Annotated in this window: 17 protein-coding genes; 6 read left to right on the top strand and 11 right to left on the bottom strand. The window is 59.3% G+C overall.

Features of this window, described 5'->3' with window-relative positions; all coding sequences use genetic code 11:
• Nucleotides 1-399: 399 nt before the first annotated feature.
• From ACA072_RS06375 to ACA072_RS06360, 4 genes are all read left to right on the top strand, one after another.
• Nucleotides 400-1659, top strand: coding sequence for an OprD family porin (locus ACA072_RS06375; protein ID WP_497623654.1), 1260 nt, complete (start codon nt 400-402; stop codon nt 1657-1659).
• Nucleotides 1660-1884: 225 nt separating this feature from the next.
• A complete protein-coding gene (locus tag ACA072_RS06370; RefSeq protein WP_497623653.1) occupies nt 1885-2532 on the top strand; it encodes a hypothetical protein in 648 nt (215 codons plus the stop codon).
• Between the two features lie 45 nt (nt 2533-2577).
• On the top strand, nt 2578-3339 hold the full coding sequence (locus ACA072_RS06365) for a DUF3050 domain-containing protein (protein WP_497623652.1): 762 nt from the start codon (nt 2578-2580) through the stop codon (nt 3337-3339).
• 38 nt (nt 3340-3377) lie between these two features.
• Nucleotides 3378-4193 carry a methyltransferase domain-containing protein gene (locus tag ACA072_RS06360; RefSeq protein WP_497623651.1) on the top strand — a complete coding sequence of 272 codons (816 nt, stop codon included), beginning with the start codon at nt 3378-3380 and terminating at the stop codon, nt 4191-4193.
• 173 nt (nt 4194-4366) lie between these two features.
• On the opposite strand, the gene pcaC is transcribed toward ACA072_RS06360, so the two are convergent.
• The 11 genes from pcaC to pcaR all read right to left on the bottom strand — a co-directional run bounded on the left by pcaC (nt 4367) and on the right by pcaR (nt 15267).
• Nucleotides 4367-4759 carry a 4-carboxymuconolactone decarboxylase gene (pcaC, locus tag ACA072_RS06355; protein ID WP_497623650.1) on the bottom strand — a complete coding sequence of 131 codons (393 nt, stop codon included), beginning with the start codon at nt 4757-4759 and terminating at the stop codon, nt 4367-4369.
• Nucleotides 4760-4769: 10 nt separating this feature from the next.
• Nucleotides 4770-5561, bottom strand: coding sequence for a 3-oxoadipate enol-lactonase (gene pcaD / locus ACA072_RS06350; RefSeq protein WP_497623649.1), 792 nt, complete (start codon nt 5559-5561; stop codon nt 4770-4772).
• Nucleotides 5562-5572: 11 nt separating this feature from the next.
• The gene (locus ACA072_RS06345) at nt 5573-6937 is read right to left on the bottom strand and encodes a 3-carboxy-cis,cis-muconate cycloisomerase (RefSeq protein WP_497623648.1); all 1365 of its coding nucleotides are present in this window, start codon (nt 6935-6937) and stop codon (nt 5573-5575) included.
• A 45-nt stretch (nt 6938-6982) separates the two neighbouring features.
• Nucleotides 6983-8287 (bottom strand): MFS family transporter, encoded by a 1305-nt coding sequence (locus tag ACA072_RS06340; RefSeq protein WP_462025926.1) that lies wholly within the window; start codon nt 8285-8287, stop codon nt 6983-6985.
• A gap of 204 nt (nt 8288-8491) precedes the next feature.
• Nucleotides 8492-9058 carry a protocatechuate 3,4-dioxygenase subunit alpha gene (pcaG, locus tag ACA072_RS06335; protein ID WP_497623647.1) on the bottom strand — a complete coding sequence of 189 codons (567 nt, stop codon included), beginning with the start codon at nt 9056-9058 and terminating at the stop codon, nt 8492-8494.
• Between the two features lies 1 nt (nt 9059).
• Nucleotides 9060-9764 carry a protocatechuate 3,4-dioxygenase subunit beta gene (gene pcaH / locus ACA072_RS06330; RefSeq protein ID WP_497623646.1) on the bottom strand — a complete coding sequence of 235 codons (705 nt, stop codon included), beginning with the start codon at nt 9762-9764 and terminating at the stop codon, nt 9060-9062.
• 35 nt (nt 9765-9799) lie between these two features.
• Nucleotides 9800-11005: a 3-oxoadipyl-CoA thiolase gene (pcaF, locus tag ACA072_RS06325; RefSeq protein ID WP_497623645.1), complete on the bottom strand. Its 1206-nt coding sequence runs from the start codon at nt 11003-11005 to the stop codon at nt 9800-9802.
• A complete protein-coding gene (locus ACA072_RS06320) occupies nt 11002-11781 on the bottom strand; it encodes a CoA-transferase subunit beta (protein WP_150712841.1) in 780 nt (259 codons plus the stop codon). The genes pcaF and ACA072_RS06320 overlap by 4 nt, the downstream gene beginning before the upstream one ends.
• Nucleotides 11781-12638: a CoA transferase subunit A gene (locus ACA072_RS06315; RefSeq protein WP_010462548.1), complete on the bottom strand. Its 858-nt coding sequence runs from the start codon at nt 12636-12638 to the stop codon at nt 11781-11783. The genes ACA072_RS06320 and ACA072_RS06315 overlap by 1 nt, the downstream gene beginning before the upstream one ends.
• Before the next feature lie 311 nt (nt 12639-12949).
• Entirely contained in the window at nt 12950-14296 is a 1347-nt protein-coding gene (pcaK, locus tag ACA072_RS06310; protein WP_497623644.1) for a 4-hydroxybenzoate transporter PcaK, read from the bottom strand.
• Nucleotides 14297-14424: 128 nt separating this feature from the next.
• Nucleotides 14425-15267 carry a pca regulon transcriptional regulator PcaR gene (pcaR, locus tag ACA072_RS06305; protein ID WP_497623643.1) on the bottom strand — a complete coding sequence of 281 codons (843 nt, stop codon included), beginning with the start codon at nt 15265-15267 and terminating at the stop codon, nt 14425-14427.
• A gap of 681 nt (nt 15268-15948) precedes the next feature.
• Between pcaR and ACA072_RS06300 the strand changes: the two genes are divergently transcribed.
• The gene (locus ACA072_RS06300) at nt 15949-16149 is read left to right on the top strand and encodes a hypothetical protein (RefSeq protein WP_007935837.1); all 201 of its coding nucleotides are present in this window, start codon (nt 15949-15951) and stop codon (nt 16147-16149) included.
• 377 nt (nt 16150-16526) lie between these two features.
• Nucleotides 16527-18002: an inorganic phosphate transporter gene (locus tag ACA072_RS06295; RefSeq protein WP_219095263.1), complete on the top strand. Its 1476-nt coding sequence runs from the start codon at nt 16527-16529 to the stop codon at nt 18000-18002.
• Nucleotides 18003-18296 lie beyond the last annotated feature (294 nt).

Genomic DNA, 18296 nt, shown 5'->3' with positions numbered 1-18296 from the left:
TGTTGGCTGCGGGAAAGTTGTGGCGTCTGGGAGGGCCCCTTCGCGAGCAAGCCCGCTCCCACAGGTTTCTATGTTTGCCACTAATCGCATACACGCAATAGGTCCACTGTGGGAGCGGGCTTGCTCGCGAAGAGGCCAGCACATACAACACAAAAACCTCAAACCAACATGCGTTCGATAACCGCCCAAAACCCGCTTTCCCCGATTGAACCGCCTGGTTCATTCCCCGCACCATTCGTCGCACAAGACCAATAACATCAGGTTCGACACCATGTCCCCGCGCCCTGCCCTGTCCGGCTGATCCCGCTCCCGTTTTTCACGAAGTCGCATCCCTTGTCTGCAACCCGTCGTTGCGGCAGGGCCCCGTTTCATCCCTAACAATTAGAGAGTCCCGAGCCCATGACGCCTTCCACCGCGCAGTATTACCTCCCAAGCCTGATTGCCATCGCCCTGGCCAGCACGGCCCTGCCCGCCATGGCCGAGGAATCGGGTTTTGTCGAAGGCGCCAAGGTCAACCTGAACCTGCGCAATTTCTACATCAACCGCAACTTCACCAACCCGACCAAGGCCCAGGGCAAGGCTGAAGAGTGGACGCAAAGCTTCATCCTCGACACCAAATCCGGCTTCACCCAGGGCACCGTCGGCTTCGGCATGGACGTGCTGGGGCTGTACTCGGTGAAGCTCGACGGCGGGAAAGGCACGGGCGGAACGCAGTTGCTGCCGCTGGATCACGACGGTCGCCCGGCGGACAACTTCGGTCGCACCAACGTGGCGTTCAAGGCCAGGCTGTCGCAGACCGAAGTCAAGGTAGGCGAATGGATGCCGGTGCTGCCGATCCTGCGCTCGGACGACGGACGCTCCCTGCCACAAACCTTCCGTGGCGGTCAGATCACCTCGAAAGAAATCGCCGGCCTGACGCTCTATGGCGGCCAGTTCCGCGCCAACAGTCCGCGCGACGACAGCAGCATGAGCGACCTGTCGATGACCGGAAAACCGACATTCACCTCCGACCGCTTCAACTTCCAGGGCGGCGAATACGCCTTTAACGACAAGCGCACCCAGATCGGTGTGTGGAACGCCGAGCTCAAAGACATCTACAGCCAGCAATACATCAACCTGATCCACAGCCAGCCCGTCGGCGACTGGACCCTGGGCGCCAACCTCGGTTTCTTCTACGGCAAGGATGACGGCAGCGCCCGGGCTGGCGATCTGGACAACAAGACCTGGTCAGGTCTGTTTTCGGCCAAATACAGCGGCCACACCTTCTACGTCGGCCTGCAAAAGCTCACCGGCGACAGCGCCTGGATGCGGGTCAACGGCACCAGCGGCGGCACCCTGGCCAACGACAGTTACAACGCCAGTTATGACAACGCCCGGGAAAAATCCTGGCAGGTGCGCCACGACTACAACTTCGTCGCCCTCGGCATCCCCGGCCTGACCCTGATGAACCGCTACATCAGCGGCGACAACGTGCACACCGGCACCATCACCGACGGCAAGGAGTGGGGCCGCGAAAGTGAGCTGGGCTACACCGTGCAGAGCGGCGCGCTCAAGGACCTCAACGTCAAATGGCGCAACTCGACCATACGCCGGGACTTCAGTAACAACGAGTTTGATGAGAATCGGTTGATCGTCAGCTATCCGATCAGTTTGTTGTAACCGCATTCCACAGAGCCCGGACACAGGCCACACCGGAAGTGGCCTAATCAAAAATAGCGGAGAGCAGCTGATTATCGCATTTGATCAAGTTATAACGGATTGTCTGCCCCACTATTATTAAAAGAACTTAAAACCTGTTAGTTTTTACAGTAGCGTCCTTCCTATCGGACTTCTAGAATCTGCCAGAAGTAATATTCAGCAGTTTCAACCTTGGAAGGAAACACTATGAACTGGTGGCAGCTCGACATAATGATCATGGCCTCTTATGGCATTGTTCACTCCTGCCTTACTACCCGACCGGCGATGAAACTTTACGAAGTTTTTTTTCCGGAGTGGAGCTGGAATATTGGGATGTGCGTCTTTTCCGCCGCCACCCTGACTCTTGGTATTTACTACTGGCAACCCTCAGGACAATACATCTACGTCCTGATACCAGGAAGCCCGCTGTTTCACTTCGCAGCGTTATCGATGGTGACTCTATTGGGTCTTACCATTTACTGCTTTCGTTATACCTCTACGTTTTGGCAATGGCTCGGCGCTCATCAATTAATTGCCAAATTGAGAGGGCAAAGAATCCCTGCACCCTATCGAATGCAAATACAGGGTATCAAACGTTACGTACGCTTTCCCCACCATACTTTTCTAATGCTGTTTTTCTGGGCCCACCCGATTATGACGTACGACACGCTACTCTTTTCGATCGGGGCCACGATCTATATGTATATAGGCACATGGCACATGGATAAACGCCTTGAATCCATATTTGGTGATGAATGGCGAGTTTACAAAAAAGTTACCGGATTAATGCTGCCTTCCCCAAAAGCATGGTCACGACTTTTCGCAGATCTCCGCCAACCGCGCACTGCTCTCTGACATAGCGCTAGCCCCTCTTTCATCGTCTTCGCAAGGACGCAACCCATGTTTGAAAAAGAACTCGGGCCTTATCAGAATCGGTTGGCCCAACACCCTATTTATGAGGCCATTCGCTCGATAGAACACGTCAGACTGTTTATGAGTCACCACGTATTTGCAGTGTGGGACTTCATGAGCCTGGCCAAACGTCTGCAACGCGACTTCACCTGTGTCGAGCTACCCTGGATACCGGTGCAGAATGAAGATAGTGCCCGCCTCATCAATGAAATCATTACCGGCGAAGAATCGGATATTGGCCATGATGGCCGCCCGGCCAGTCATTTCCGCCTGTACCTCGACGCAATGGCTGAAGTCAGTGCACCCACTGAAAGAATCGATACATTCATCAATCAATTCACACACTCTTTTTCGCTAGGGAAGGCACTCAACCAGGCCCGGGTTCCGGCGTACGTACAAACGTTCGTCAAACACACAATTAAGACAGCACGTAAGGCCTCGACTGCCGAAGTGGCCAGCAGCTTTCTTTTTGGCCGGGAAGACCCGATACCCGAAATGTTCCAGACTCTTTTAGAGCGCTGGGGACTAAATATTCATCAGGCCCCGAAGTTGACGTACTACCTGAATCGACACATCGAAGTAGACAGTGGCGACCATGGCCCTGGTGCGCAAAAAATATTGTCTCGATTAATCACCACGCCAGACCAGCAGGAAAAAGCATTGAAGGCGGCCATTGACGCGATCGAACACCGAATCAAATTGTGGAACGGCATCTATGGCGAAATAAAAAAGTCGGATGCAGGTGCCTAGTCACTCACCGACCACTCATGGACAGAGAGGATAACCTCATGCCCCCTCGACTCAAGTCGGCTCCCGTAAATCGCGACTGGGATCCCACGGCTTACCAGCAATTCTCCCGGCTTCGACAACGCCCCGTGATCGAGCTACTCGACCGCGTCAACCTTGAAAACCCCAAACGCATCTATGACCTCGGGTGTGGCACCGGCATTGCGACGCAAGCCCTGGCCAAGCGCTGGCCCCATGCGCACCTGATGGGTGTCGACAGTTCGGAACAGATGCTTGGGGAAGCTCGATGCTTGCCGATCAAGGCGCAGTGGAAGCAGTGCGATCTGCAGAACTGGCAGCCGGAGCTACCCGCCGACCTGCTCTTTGCCGCCGCCGTGCTGCACTTCATCGATGGTCACGAACAACTGCTGCCGCGTCTGCTCGGTTATCTCAATGGGGGTGGTTGTCTGGCGGCGCACATGCCCGACTGGCGGGATGCGGTGTGGTATCAACTGATGCTCGACACCCTCAACGATGGAGGTTCCGACGGCAAACCGCTGGGCTCCCCGCAATTGCGCAAAACCATGGCCAGGCGGTCACTGTTGTCCCTGGAGGGTTACTACCGTTTGCTGGCACCGATCTGTGCATCGCTGGATATCTGGGAGACCGAGCAGTTGCAGGTCGTCGACGGCAAGTCGCCGATTTATGACTGGATCAAGGTGTCGGCCTTGAGGGCGGTGATGCAAGGATTGAAGGATGAGGAACAGGCGCGGTTCATTTATCACTTCATGATGCGGGTGCACGCGCATTACCCCCATGAAAGCGATGGACGCACGCTGTTTCCGTTCAAGCGGATTTTCATTGTCGCCACGGTTTGATTGATCGCGAAGTGGTTATCCAGCCAATTGATGTATCAAGCCCATCACCGCTTTCGCGGGCAAGCCACGCTCCCACAGGACCGCGGTGAACGTCTGTTTTGTGTTCACCGCGGACCTGTGGGAGCGTGGCTTGCCCGCGAAGGCGTCAGCTCTAACAATGCAAAACCCGAAGATCAATCCCGCGATTCAACCCCAAGCTCATCCCAAACCGACTCCGCCAAATGAAACGTCGCATTGGCCGCCGGGATGCCGCAGTAGATCGCGCTCTGCATGATCACTTCCTTGATCTCGCTGCGGGTCACGCCGTTGTTGGCGGCGGCGCGCAGGTGCAGTTTGAGTTCTTCGTTGCGGTTCATGCCGATCAACATGGCGATGGTGATCAGGCTGCGGGTATGACGCGGCAGGCCCGGACGGGTCCAGATGTCGCCCCACGCGTGGCGGGTGATCATTTCCTGGAACTCCGAGTTGAACTCGGTCAGCGCATTCAGGCTGCGGTCGACATGGGCGTCGCCGAGCACTGCACGGCGGACGTTCAGGCCCTCGTCGTAACGTTGTTTTTCGTCCACAACAATCCCCTTAATGAGCCAACAAAAACGCCAGCACACGGTTGCTAAAATCATCCCCGGCCTGGACGTTGGACAGGTGCGCGGCATAGAACTCGGCGTACTCGGCGCCCTGCACATGCTCCTGAATAAAGTGCCCACCGGACGGCGGCGTCACCGCATCTTCAGTGCCGGCGATGACCAGCAGCGGCACCTTGATCGAGGACAGATGATCTCGGAAATCGGCATCGCGCACCGCCGCGCAATTGGCCGCATAACCTTCAGGCGAAGTGGCCGCGAGCATGTCGGTAATCTGCTTCGCGGCAGCAGGATTCGCCTCGGCAAAATCTGCGGTGAACCAGCGCGCAATCGACGCATCACGCAAAGCGACCATTGCGGCCTGACCGTCACGCAGCACCATTTCGATCCGTGGATCCCACACCGACGGATCGCCGATTTTCGCGGCGGTGTTGCACACCACCAGTTTGTTCAATCGATCGCCGGCATTGATGCCCAGCCACTGGCCGATCAAACCACCCATGGACAGGCCGCAGAAATGCGCCTTTTCAATGTGCAAGGCATCCAGCAGCGCCAGCACGTCGTGGCCCAGTTGCTCGATGCTGTACGGCCCCTGCGTCACCAGCGACTGGCCATGACCACGGGTGTCGAAACGCAGCACCCGAAAATGCTCGGAGAACGCAGCAATCTGCGCGTCCCACATGTGCAGGTCGGTGCCCAGCGAGTTGGACAACACCAGCACCGGCGCATCGTCCGGCCCATCAATTTGGTAATGCAGTTCGCCCTCGGCGAGTTGTACGAAAGCCACAGCAATCTCCTTCAGGCAGTCAACGCAGAATGTTCAGCCACCGCTCGCTCGACCCAGGTATGGGCCTGACCGAGGTAATGGGCGGGGTCCAGCAGATGATCGAGTTCAACGGCAGACAGCTCGGCGGTCACTTGCGGCTCGTCGCCGAGTACCGCTCGCAGATGACGTTGCTCGGCCACCGCACGTTTGCAGCATTGCTCCAGCAGATGGTGCGCAGTGTCGCGGCCGACCCGTTGCGCGAGGACTATGCTCACCGCTTCGGCTAGCACCAGGCCCTGGGTCAGGTCGAGGTTGCGGACCATACGATCAGCGTCCACTTCCAGTCCATCCGCCACCAGCAACGCTTGCTTGAGGCTGCCGGACACCAGGCAGCAGATCTCCGGCAAGGTTTCCCATTCGGCATGCCACAGGCCCAGGCTGCGTTCGTGTTCCTGCGGCATGGCACTGAACAGGGTCGAGAGCAAACCGGGAATCCGTGTCGCTGCACTGATCAGCACCGCCGCGCCGACGGGGTTGCGTTTGTGCGGCATGGTCGAGGAACCGCCCTTGCCCGGTGCTGCCGGTTCGAACACTTCGCCGGCTTCGGTCTGCATCAACAGGCTGATGTCGCGGCCGAGTTTGCCGAGGCTGCCGGCGATCAAACCGAGCACCGCGCCGAACTCCACCAGGCGATCACGCTGGGTGTGCCAGGGTTGGTCCGGCAACGTCAGTTGCAGCTCACCGGCCAAGACTTTGGCAATCGGCATCGCCTGCTCGCCGAGGGCCGCGAGGGTTCCGGAAGCACCGCCGAATTGCAGCACCAGCAGGCGTGGTTTGAGTTCTTGCAGACGTTGGCGGCTGCGGGTCACAGCGCCCAGCCAACCGGCGATTTTCATGCCAAGGGTGACGGGCGTTGCGTGCTGCAACCAGGTGCGTCCGGCCAGCGGCGTGGCAACGAAGCGTAACGCCTGGGTCGCCAACGTTTCGCCCAGTTGCGCCAGATCGCTTTCGATCAGTTCCAGCGCGCGACGCAGTTGCAACACCAGACCGGTGTCCATCACGTCCTGACTGGTTGCGCCCAGATGCACATAGCGCTCGGCCTCAGCATCGTTGGTCGCGATCTGTTTACCCAAGGCCTTCACCAACGGAATCGCCGAATTGCCCGCCGTGGCAATCGCCTCGCCGAGCGCAGCAAAGTCGTAATGTTCGGCACGACATGCCGCTTCGATCCATGCGACAGCCGTTTGCGGAATCAAACCCACCCGCGCCTCGGCCCGGGCCAGTGCCGCCTCGAAATCGAGCATGGCCTGAACCCTGCCCTGATCGCAGAACACCTCACGCATGTCGCGGGCCGTGAAATAGGCATCGAACAATTGATTGCCCGGTCGCTGGTTCATAAACAGTCCCTGAAGGCGTGGACCGCTCGGGCCCACGCGGATGGATCAAAGGTCGTGGTGCAAGTACTTGGCCTGTTTCGGCAGGCGCAGGCTGAACAGGAACGCCACCGCCATCATCACTGTCACGTACCAGTAGAAGGAGTTTTCCATGCCCACGGCTTTCAGGCTCAGGGCGACGTATTCCGCCGAGCCACCGAAGATCGCATTGGCCACTGCATACGCCAGGCCGACACCCAGTGCGCGCACTTCCGGCGGGAACATTTCGGCTTTCACCAGACCACTGATGGAGGTGTAGAAACTGACAATCGCCAGCGCAACGGTAATCAGCACAAAGGCGAGGAACGGACTGCTGACGCTTTTCAAGCTGAGCAGGATCGGCACGGTGCACAGCGTCCCGAGGGCACCGAACCAGAGCATCGAGTTACGTCGGCCGATCTTGTCCGCGAGCATGCCGAACAGCGGCTGCATGCACATATATAGAAAGAGCGCGCCGGTCATGATGTAGCTGGCGGTCTTGGCGTGCATGCCGGCGGTGTTCACCAGGTACTTCTGCATGTACGTGGTGAAAGTGTAGAAAATCAGCGAGCCCCCGGCGGTGTAACCGAGCACGGTAATAAAGGCCGCCTTATGGTCGCGAAACAGTGCGCGGATGCTGCCGGCGTCCTTGTTCTCGCGCATTTCCTTGCTGGTGGTTTCCTTGAGCGAGCGACGCAGGAACAGCGAGATCAATGCGGCCACTGCACCAACCACAAACGGAATCCGCCAGCCGTAGGCACGCAGGTCATCTTCAGTGAGGAACTGTTGCAGGACCACCACCAGCGACACCGCCAACAGTTGCCCGCCAATCAGCGTCACGTACTGGAACGAGGCAAAAAAACCGCGCTGGCCCTTGAGGGCGACTTCGCTCATGTAGGTCGCGGTGGTGCCGTATTCGCCACCCACCGACAAGCCCTGGAGCAAGCGGGCGAACAGCAGCATGATCGGCGCCCAGACGCCGATGTCCTTGTAGGTCGGCAAGCACGCAATGAGCAACGAACCGAAGCACATCATCAGAATCGAGATCAGCATCGAATTCTTGCGCCCGTGCTTGTCCGCGACACGGCCGAAAATCCAGCCGCCAATCGGCCGCATCAGGAACCCGGCTGCGAACACGCCGGCGGTATTCACCAGTTGCACAGTCGGGTTATCGGACGGGAAAAAGGCGGGCGCGAAGTAGATCGCGCAAAAGGCGTAGACGTAGAAGTCGAACCACTCCACGAGGTTGCCGGACGAGGCGCCGACAATCGCGAAGATGCGCTTGCTGCGCTCTTCGCCGGTGTAGTGCGCTGGAATAGCGGTGGGGGTTGTCATTGTTTTTCACTCTTTGGGGACCATGACAGTCTAGACACACTTTGCAACAGTCCCGTTCCACAGATGCAGTCTTCACACTGATCGTTCCCACGGTCCCCGTGGGAATGCATCCCGTGACGCTCCGCGTCACAGTGGACGCAGAGCGTCCATGGCGGCATTCCCACGCAGAGCGTGGGAACGATCATTCCCACAAGCAATGCCCATTCAGTAATCGAAGAACACCGTCTCGGCATCAGTGCCTTGCAGGATGACATTCCACTGATAAACACCGGACGCATCCTTCTTCGCCAGCAAGGTACTGCGACGCTCAGCCGGCACACACTCCAGCAGCGGGTCCTCAACGTTCGCCGGTTCGCCCTCAAAGTAAATCCGTGTGAGCAAGTGCTTCACCAACCCGCGAGCAAACACCAGCACCACGAGATGCGGCGCCTGGGTCGAGCCCTTCAGGCCTTCCACCGTGCCCGGCTTGATCGTGGTGAACCGGAAGCGCCCTTCGGCATCCACCGGCACCCGGCCGAAGCCTTCGAAGTTCGGATCCAGGGGTTTGGCCTGATCGTCTTCGGGGTGGTCGTACTTGCCGGCGGCGTTGGCCTGCCAGACTTCCAGCATCGCATCGTTGACGAAATCGCCGTTGCCATCGACGACTTGCCCGGTGATCGCCACGCGCTCGCCGAGGGTCTGTGCAACGGTCAGGTCTTCGCGGTTCAGCCAGGTCAGGCCGATGTGGTAATACGGCCCGACGGTGTGGGACGTGGTCGCGTTCAGCGTCATCTTATTTCTCCATCGGCGTGGCTTCGCGGCCGCGCAAGACGATGTCCCAGCGATAACCGAGGGCATAGGAAGGGATGGTTTTTTCCAGATCGAACGTGGCGATCAAACGCTCTTTAGCACGGGTATCGGGCACGCAGTTGTAGATCGGGTCGTAGGCCAGCAGCGGGTCACCCGGAAAATACATCTGCGTGACCAGGCGCGTCAGAATGCTCGGCCCGAACAGGGAGAAATGGATGTGCGCCGGGCGCCAGGCGTTGTGGTGATTGCCCCACGGGTAAGCCCCGGGCTTGATGGTCTGGAACTGGTACCAGCCATCGGCGTCGGTCACGGTGCGGCCGGTGCCGGTGAAGTTCGGGTCCAGCGGCGCGTCGTGCAGGTCGCGGGCATGGTTGTAGCGACCGGCGGCATTGGCCTGCCAGATCTCCACCAAAATCCCCGGGACTGGCAAGCCGTCTTCATCCAGCACGCGGCCGTGGATGATGATGCGTTCACCCAACGGTTCACCCTGGTGCTGAGCGGTCAGATCGCTGTCCTTCTCGTTGATTCGCTCGGCGCCGATGGTCGGGCCGGTGATTTCCGACAACGAATGAGGCAAAAACACCAACGGCTTGGACGGCGCGCGACGGTTGGTGGATTGATAAGTCGGGTGCAGGTACTCCGGCTGGGTGCCTTCCTGCGGGCGACGGTAACCAGGCTTGTCAGTCATTTCGCTTTCCTCTGTTCTTATGAGTCTGCCAGGTGTCAGACGCGTTCGATGGCCAAGGCCAGACCCTGACCGACGCCGACGCACATGGTCGCCAGACCTTTCTTGCCACCCGTTTTTTCAAGCTGATGCAACGCGGTCAAGACCAGACGCGCACCGCTCATGCCCAACGGATGACCCAGGGCAATGGCGCCTCCGTTCGGATTGACCTGGGTCGCGTCGTCCGCAATACCCAGCTCACGCAGCACCGCCAGCCCCTGGCTGGCAAAGGCTTCATTGAGTTCGATCACGTCGAAATCGCTGACGGCCAGGCCGAGGCGTTCAGTCAACTTGCGCACCGCCGGAACCGGACCGATGCCCATCACTCGAGGTGCGACACCGGCGCTCGTCATGCCCAGCACTTTGGCGCGAGCGGTCAGGCCGTGTTTCTTCACCGCTTCGGCGGAGGCCAGAATCAAGGCTGCCGCACCGTCGTTCACACCGGAAGCATTGCCGGCGGTGACGGTTTTGTCGGGACCGTTGACCGGTTTCAGCTTGGCCAGGGTTTCCAGGGTGGTGTCGGCACGAGGATGCTCGTCCTGGCTGACGACGGTTTCCCCTTTCTTGTGGGCAATCCGCACTTCAACGATTTCTTCAGCGAAAAATCCTGCAGCTTGCGCGGCGGCCGTGCGCTGCTGACTGCGCAGGGCGAAAGCGTCCTGATCCTCGCGGGACACTTCGTAATCGTCGGCCACGTTGTCGGCGGTCTGCGGCATCGCATCGACGCCGTATTGGGCTTTCATCAACGGGTTGATAAAGCGCCAGCCGATGGTGGTGTCTTCCAGCTTCATGTTGCGCGAGAACGCCGCATCGGCCTTGCCCATCACGAACGGTGCGCGGGACATCGACTCGACGCCGCCGGCAATCGCCAGTTCCATTTCACCGCTGGCAATGGCACGGAATGCGGTCCCAATGGCGTCCATGCCCGAAGCGCACAGGCGATTGAGCGTGACGCCGGGAATGCTTTCCGGCAGCCCCGCCAGCAGCAGCGCCATGCGTGCGACGTTACGGTTGTCTTCGCCGGCCTGGTTGGCGCAGCCGAGGAACACCTCGTCCACGGCGTTCCAGTCCACTGACGGGTTGCGCTCCATCAAGGCCTTGATTGGCACGGCAGCGAGGTCGTCAGCACGAACCGCCGACAGGCCACCGCCGAAACGGCCGATGGGGGTGCGGATTGCATCGCAGATATAAACGTCACGCATCACGCTTCTCCGGGTGCTTGGCCGTGGGCCGCGGCGGTGCGGGCTTCCAGATCCCTCAACGCTTTGAGTTCAACCTCGGTTGGCTCGGCGGTGTGTTCAACCGTGTCAGCAAAACGAATCGCCCAACCGGTGGCGGCAATCACTTGCTCGCGGGTGACGCCCGGGTGCAGCGCGGTGACCACGAATTCATGGGTGTCCGCTTCCGGTTCCATGATGCACAGGTCGGTGATGATGCCGACCGGACCGGCGCCCGGCAGACCAAGACGCTTGCGCGAATCACCGCCCTCACCGTGGCCGACCGAGGTAATGAAGTCGAGTTTGTCGACAAAGGAACGCGCGGACTGTTTAAGGATGATCAAAACGCTTTTCGCCGAACCGGCAATCTCCGGCGCGCCACCGGCACCCGGCAGGCGCACTTTCGGCGCGTGGTAATCGCCCACAACCGTGGTGTTGATGTTGCCGAAACGATCGACCTGCGCGGCGCCGAGAAAACCGACGTCAATGCGCCCGCCCTGCAACCAGTAGCGAAAAATCTCACCGGTCGGAACGACGGTGTCGGCGGTTTCCGCCAGTTCGCCATCACCGATGGACAGCGGCAGTACGCTCGGCTTGGCACCGATCGGACCCGATTCGTAGATCAGGACCACGTCAGGCGAAGACGTCAGGCGCGCCAGGTTGGCCGCTTTCGACGGCAAGCCGATGCCGACGAAGCACACCGAACCGTTCTTCAGGCGGCGGGCGGCGGCGACGGTCATCATTTCATTGGTGGTGTAAGTCATTACTTAGCCTCCGAAGCAGCGGCCAGCTTGGCCTGGAACTCGCTGAAGTCAGCGCAGCCGTGGATGTATTCGTCGATCCACGCGGTGAAGGTTTCACGGTCGCGGGCAATCGGGTCCCAGGCCTGGTAGAAACGGTTATCACGCTCGTTATAACCGTGGGCGTAGGACGGATGCGCACCGCCAGGCACGTGGCAGACCGCGCTCAAGGCCCAGGTCGGTAGCACACAGGAGTTCATCGGTGCATTGAGGTCGTCGACGATTTCCTCAACGGTAACGATGCAGCGTTTGGCGGCCAGCGCGGCTTCTTTCTGTACGCCGAGAATGCCCCACAGCAGCACGTTGCCTTTGCGGTCGGCTTTCTGCGCGTGAATCACTGTGATGTCGGGGCGCACCGAAGGCACGGCCGCCAAGACTTCGCCGGTGAATGGGCAGGTGACGGTTTTGATCAGCGGGTTGACCTTCGGCAGGTCGGAGCCGGCGTAGGCTCGCAGCACCGCAAACGGTAGGCCGGAAGCGCCAGCAACGTAGGCATTCGCCAAGTCCGCGTGGCTGTGTTCTTCAATTTCCAGCGCGTGTGGCCACTGCTTCTCGACGGCATCACGCAAACGGTGCAGCGAACCGACACCCGGGTTGCCGCCCCAGGAAAAAATCAGCTTGCGGGCACAACCGGCACCGATCAACTGGTCGTAGATCAGGTCAGGCGTCATCCGCACCAGCGTCAGATCTTTCTTGCCCTGACGAATGATTTCATGACCCGCCGCCGTAGGGATCAGGTGAGTGAAGCCTTCGAGCGCGACGGTATCGCCGTCGTTGACGAATTGCTTCACCGCGTCGTGCAGCGAAAGGATTTCAGCCATGGGGCAGGCTCCCGTTTTGTTATGAACCGACAGTGGATGAAAAAGGCGCGAGGTTCAGCGCCGGAATGACTGAAGGTTAAGCCTGTGTAAAACGCCAAACAATCCGATAATCGACTGAGTGTTCGTTTATCGAACAGATTGTTGCCTCGCTACCGATCCCTTTTTTTGACCAGATCGTTCCCACGCTCTGCGTGGGAATGCCTCAAATGGACGCTCTGCGTCCGCTTTTGGGACGCGGAGCGTCCCGGGCTGCATTCCCACGCGGAGCGTGGGAACGATCAAGAACGCGCCAAAGAATCTGGATCAGACGATCAGGTCGCATCTGCATGACTGACCATGCCCTTGATCACCACCGCCGTGGTCGCCACCGCCGCCGGAATCACCAGCGCCGTAAGCACCTGTTCAAAGTTCCAGCCCAGGCCCAGCAACGTTGCGCCCATCCACGCCCCGAGAATCGCGCCGAACCGGCCAATCCCCAGCATCCACGAGACCCCGGTCGCGCGCCCCTGGGTCGGATAGAACCGTGCCGCCAGCGAGGGCATCGCCGATTGCGCACCGTTGACGCACATCCCTGCCACCAGCACCAAGGTCGCCAAAATCGTGATGTTGCCCAGGCTCTGCCCTACCGCGTAGGCAAACACCCCGGCCATCAAGTAGAAAATGCCGATGACCTTGTGCGGATTGAACCGGTCCATCGCCCAGCCCACGCCCACAGCGCTCAGCACACCGCCAAACTGGAACAACGCCCCAATGAACGCCGCTTGTTCCATACTCGCGCCGCTGTCACGCATCAATGTCGGCAACCAACTGGTCAGCAAATAAACGATCACCAGGCCCATGAAGTAGGTCAGCCACAGCAACAGGGTGCCGGTGCTATAGGTGCCGGAGAAGATCACCGCGAATACGTTGCGCGCCTTCACGGTTTTCTGTTCCGGCACGCTGAAGCTTGACGCCTGGGCGACGACGGTGGGGTCGATGGGCGCGAGGGTCTTGCGCACTTTGTCGGTGCCACGGTTGCGCACGACCAGGTAGCGCGCCGATTCCGGCAGCCAGAACAGCAAGACGACGGTGAGGATCAGCGGCAGGATCCCGCCGATCAGCAGCAGACTGTGCCAGCCGAAGGCAGGAATCAGCTTCGCCGAGATAAACCCGCCACCGGCCATGCCGAGGTTGAAGCCGCAAAACATGCTGGTCACCAGCAGGGATTTTTTGCGCTCCGGGGTGTATTCCGACAACAGCGTAGTGGCGTTCGGCATCCCGGCGCCGAGGCCCAGGCCGGTAAGGAAGCGCAGCACCAGCAGTTGATCGACGTTGGTGCTGTACGCCGACGCCAGGCTGAAGGCACCGAACACCAGCACCGCGCCGACCAGTACGACTTTTCGCCCGAAGCGATCAGCCAAGGGGCCGGAGCCCAGTGCGCCGAAGACCATGCCGATCAGCGCCGCACTCATCACCGGGCCGAGACTGGCGCGGTCGATGCCCCAGTCCTGCGACAAGGCAGGCGCGATGAAGCCCATGGCCGCGGTGTCGAGGCCATCGAGGAAGACAATCAGGAAACACAGGATCACCACTCGCCACTGATAGCGAGAGATGGGTTGAGCATTGATGAAGGACTGCACGTCGAGGCAGTTTCCTACAGCAGACTGAGGCTGGTTCATTATTTTTATTCCACGCAAGAACGCAGTCGGACAGGTGCCAGCCTTGGGCTGGCGCTGCCGCGACAGTAATGATCCTGGGGAAACAGCGTCAATTCGATAAACGCGACTCTGTGCGTTTATCGAACAGCTTAGGCAAACAACTGGGCGCTGAGGTCGCGACTGGCACTCAGCAAGCCCGGCAAGAAACGTTGCTCCAGCTCGTTGCGGCTGACCCGTCCGGCGTGGGTACTGACGTTAAGCGCCGCCACCACCTGGCCGGAAGCGTCGTACACCGGAACGGCAATCGAGCGCAGGCCTTGCTCCAGTTCCTGATCGACGATGCACCAGCCTTGCTGCCGCACTTCCTGCAAACATTCGAGCAACGCCTCGGGGGTGTGCAGGGTCCGGCTGGTCTTGGCCTGGAACTCCGCATGGTCGAGGTATTCGCGCAGCGACGTGTCATCCAGTGCCGCAAGAAGGATCCTGCCCATAGACGTGCAATACGCCGGCAACCGCCCGCCCACCGACAGATCGACGGAAATCAGGCGCTGGGTGGTCGCCGAGCGAGCGATGTACAAAATGTCATCGCCCTCCAGCGTGGCCATGTTGCAGGCCTCGTGAAGCTGCTCGCTCATGCGGTCCAGATACGGCTGGGCGGACACCGCCAACGGCGTCGAAGACAGGTAGGCATGGCCGAGCGTCAGCACTTTGGGTAGCAGCGAATAGGTGCGGCCGTCAGTGGTGGCGTAGCCGAGTTTGATCAGCGTGTGCAGGCAACGTCGCACGGCGGCGCGGGGAATTTCCGTGCGGTGACTGATCTGGGCAATGGTCAGGTGTCGCTTGCGCTCCTGGAACGCTTGGACCACCGCCAGGCCACGGGCCAGGGACGTCATGAAATCCGGGTCGCCGGTCAGGGCCTGTATTCGCTTGGCAGGCGAGGCCACGATCGGCGGCGCCACTGAAGCGAAGGAATTGCGCAGTTGATCGTTCATATCAGGTCATTTTCCTACACGGATCAGCGGCTATTACATGCGGCTTCGGGTCCCGCACACAAGCCATAGGCCACAAGATTGGGCGATTATCGAACCATCGACCGATAATCGCAATCCACCTTAAAGACGATGCCTACCTGCGCGCGCTGATCCGCGCAGTGCCCGCTACATGCTTTTATTCTTCGCTGATTTAAAGGGCAGATGTAATGGGGTTAACTTGTTCGACTTTATGGCGTCAGAAAGACATCGTTGCAATGTGACATCACCGACACCCTAGTTGCCGCTGAAAGTTGCGAGTAACAAAACAATCACACAGCTGGAACTACTTTTAACTCTCAAGAGATAGTGTTCTTCGGATCGACCGCTATAATGCACCTCAGTGGCGAAGCGGTTTTTACGTGCCGATTCCGTCACTCGGCAGCCCGGTATCCTATCGTCGCTGCCTGCAGCAAGCGCTTGCCACTCATTTCATATGCTCCGCCAACGCGCTCGCTGAAACAGGTAACTGATGCTACGTCAGCTGTTTTTCTCTGGTGTCGTGGCCGCCTGCAACATGGAAGTATTGTTCGCATGCCGTAAAAAACGATGCCTTTGTCGGGCATTGTCCTTTCGACGAGTGTGGTCAATAGATTTCAGCAGTGCGTTTCACCAGAATTTATCTCAACTCATACAGGTAGCACTGTGACGAAAGACGAACTGCGCGCGGAACTTGAGCGCCAGGAACAACGTTACAAGGAAGTTTACGGCGGGGAAGTCACCACCTACGCCGCTCAGCCCGAACCCGAACGCAAACCCTGGCGTAAACGCGCCACCGTTCAGGATCAGGCATTCACCCAGGAATTGCAGAAGATGGAAAAGGAACTCAAAGCCGAAGAGCCATGATCTCCTCGGCCTGAATCCTTCCAAGGGTCTGCATCGGCACTCGTTAAAAGCGCGGTGTACTGATGTTGCCTTTCGCGCCCGCTACAAGCGGGCAGCGGCCACCTCACCCTGCGGATGAGGCAAATGGCACATGCCTGACCCTCTTCTCAGATTTTTCACACAAGTGTTCAAGTCTCTCGATTTCACGAGAGAAACCCTTGCGGCTGCGGCCTTTTCATCTGAATTCAATGACTTGCAAAACCCGGAAAAAACCTCGGGGATCAGCTATCGTCACAAACTAATTCATTGAAGAATGTTACCGATGAGCACCTAGTGCATCGATTAGCAGTCTTTTCTGGCATAATCGCGCCCCCTTATGACCGGGTCAGAAAACCTTCATGATCGATTTATTCAGCGGACTGGATGCTTGGGTGCTTGTGAGCCTCTTGCTCGCCCTGGCCTTTGTCCTCGCCTTCGAGTTCATCAACGGCTTTCATGACACCGCTAACGCGGTGGCCACCGTTATCTACACCAAAGCCATGCCGCCTCATCTGGCGGTGTTCTTTTCCGGTGTGTTCAACTTTCTCGGCGTGCTGCTGGGCGGTGTCGGCGTGGCGTATGCCATCGTCCACCTGCTGCCGGTAGAACTGCTGATCAATGTGAACACCGGTCACGGGCTGGCCATGGTGTTCTCGCTGCTAGCCGCCGCCATCACCTGGAACCTGGGCACCTGGTACTTCGGTATCCCGGCCTCCAGTTCCCATACGCTGATCGGGTCGATCCTCGGTGTCGGCCTGGCCAACGCGTTGATCAACGACATTCCGTTGGCCGATGGTGTTAACTGGCAGAAAGCGATCGATATCGGTGCGTCCCTGGTGTTCTCGCCGATGGCGGGCTTCCTGGTCGCAGCTTTGATATTGATCGGCCTTAAATGGTGGCGTCCACTGTCGAAGATGCACAAGACACCGGAACAGCGCCGCAAGATCGACGACAAGAAACACCCGCCGTTCTGGAACCGCCTGGTGCTGGTGATCTCGGCGATGGCCGTGAGCTTCGTGCACGGCTCCAACGATGGTCAGAAAGGTATCGGCCTGATCATGCTGGTGCTGATCGGTATCGTGCCGGCGCAGTTCGTACTCGACCTGGGCAGCACGACCTACCAGATCGAACGGACCCGCGATGCGACCCTGCACTTGAGCCAGTTCTACAAGCGCAACGCCGACACCCTGGGCGAATACCTGGCCCTGGGCAAAAGCGTGGAAGGTGATCTGCCGGAGAAATTCCGTTGCAACCCGCAACAGACCGAACCGACCATCACAGCCCTGCTCGGCACCCTTAAAGGTGTAGCGGACTACCACTCGCTGTCGCCGGAAAGCCGTATCGAAGTACGCCGCTACCTGCTCTGCCTGGACGACACGGCGAAGAAAGTCGGCAAGCTGCCTGGCCTCGCTGCCCGTGAAAAGGCGGACCTGGACAAACTGCGCAAAGACCTGACCACCACCACCGAGTACGCCCCGTTCTGGGTCATCCTGGCGGTCGCCCTGGCCTTGGGTCTGGGTACCATGGTCGGCTGGAAACGCGTAGTGCTGACCATCGGCGAGAAGATCGGCAAGCAGGGCATGACTTACTCCCAAGGCATGTCGGCACAGATCACCACCGCCAGTTTGATCGGCATGGCCAACATCTTCAGCCTGCCAGTCTCCACCACCCACGTCCTGTCCTCAGGCGTTGCCGGCACCATGGTCGCCAACAAAAGCGGCCTGCAAGGCGGCACCGTGCGGACCATCCTGCTGGCCTGGGTCCTGACCCTGCCCGCAACAGTGGCCCTGTCGGCCGGCCTGTTCTGGCTGGCGTCGAAGGCACTGGGCAGCTGATTTACTGCTGCGACAAAGAGGCGCGTTCCGTGAGGTTCGCGCCTTTTTATTGTCTGCAGTTTGGCATTGCGGGACTGTTGAAAGAGATTGGTTGGCCGTGAGGCCGCCATCGCTGGCAGGCCAGCTCCCACAATGGATCGGCGTTCGGCTTTTGCTTCTCACCACTCAACAGGCCGAGCGTTAGCTCGCCTGCAGCTTTTGATTTTGATCTACCCGCCCCGTCGGGAGGCTGAGTGGAGGTGTTCATCCGGGGATTGGCGCGAAGCGCCGTTCGACGCAGTCGAACTCATCGCA

The organism is Pseudomonas sp. LBUM1656, assembly GCF_059716065.1.
Note: the sequence above shows the minus strand (reverse complement) of the source record. Positions and strands in the feature narration are given on the sequence as shown.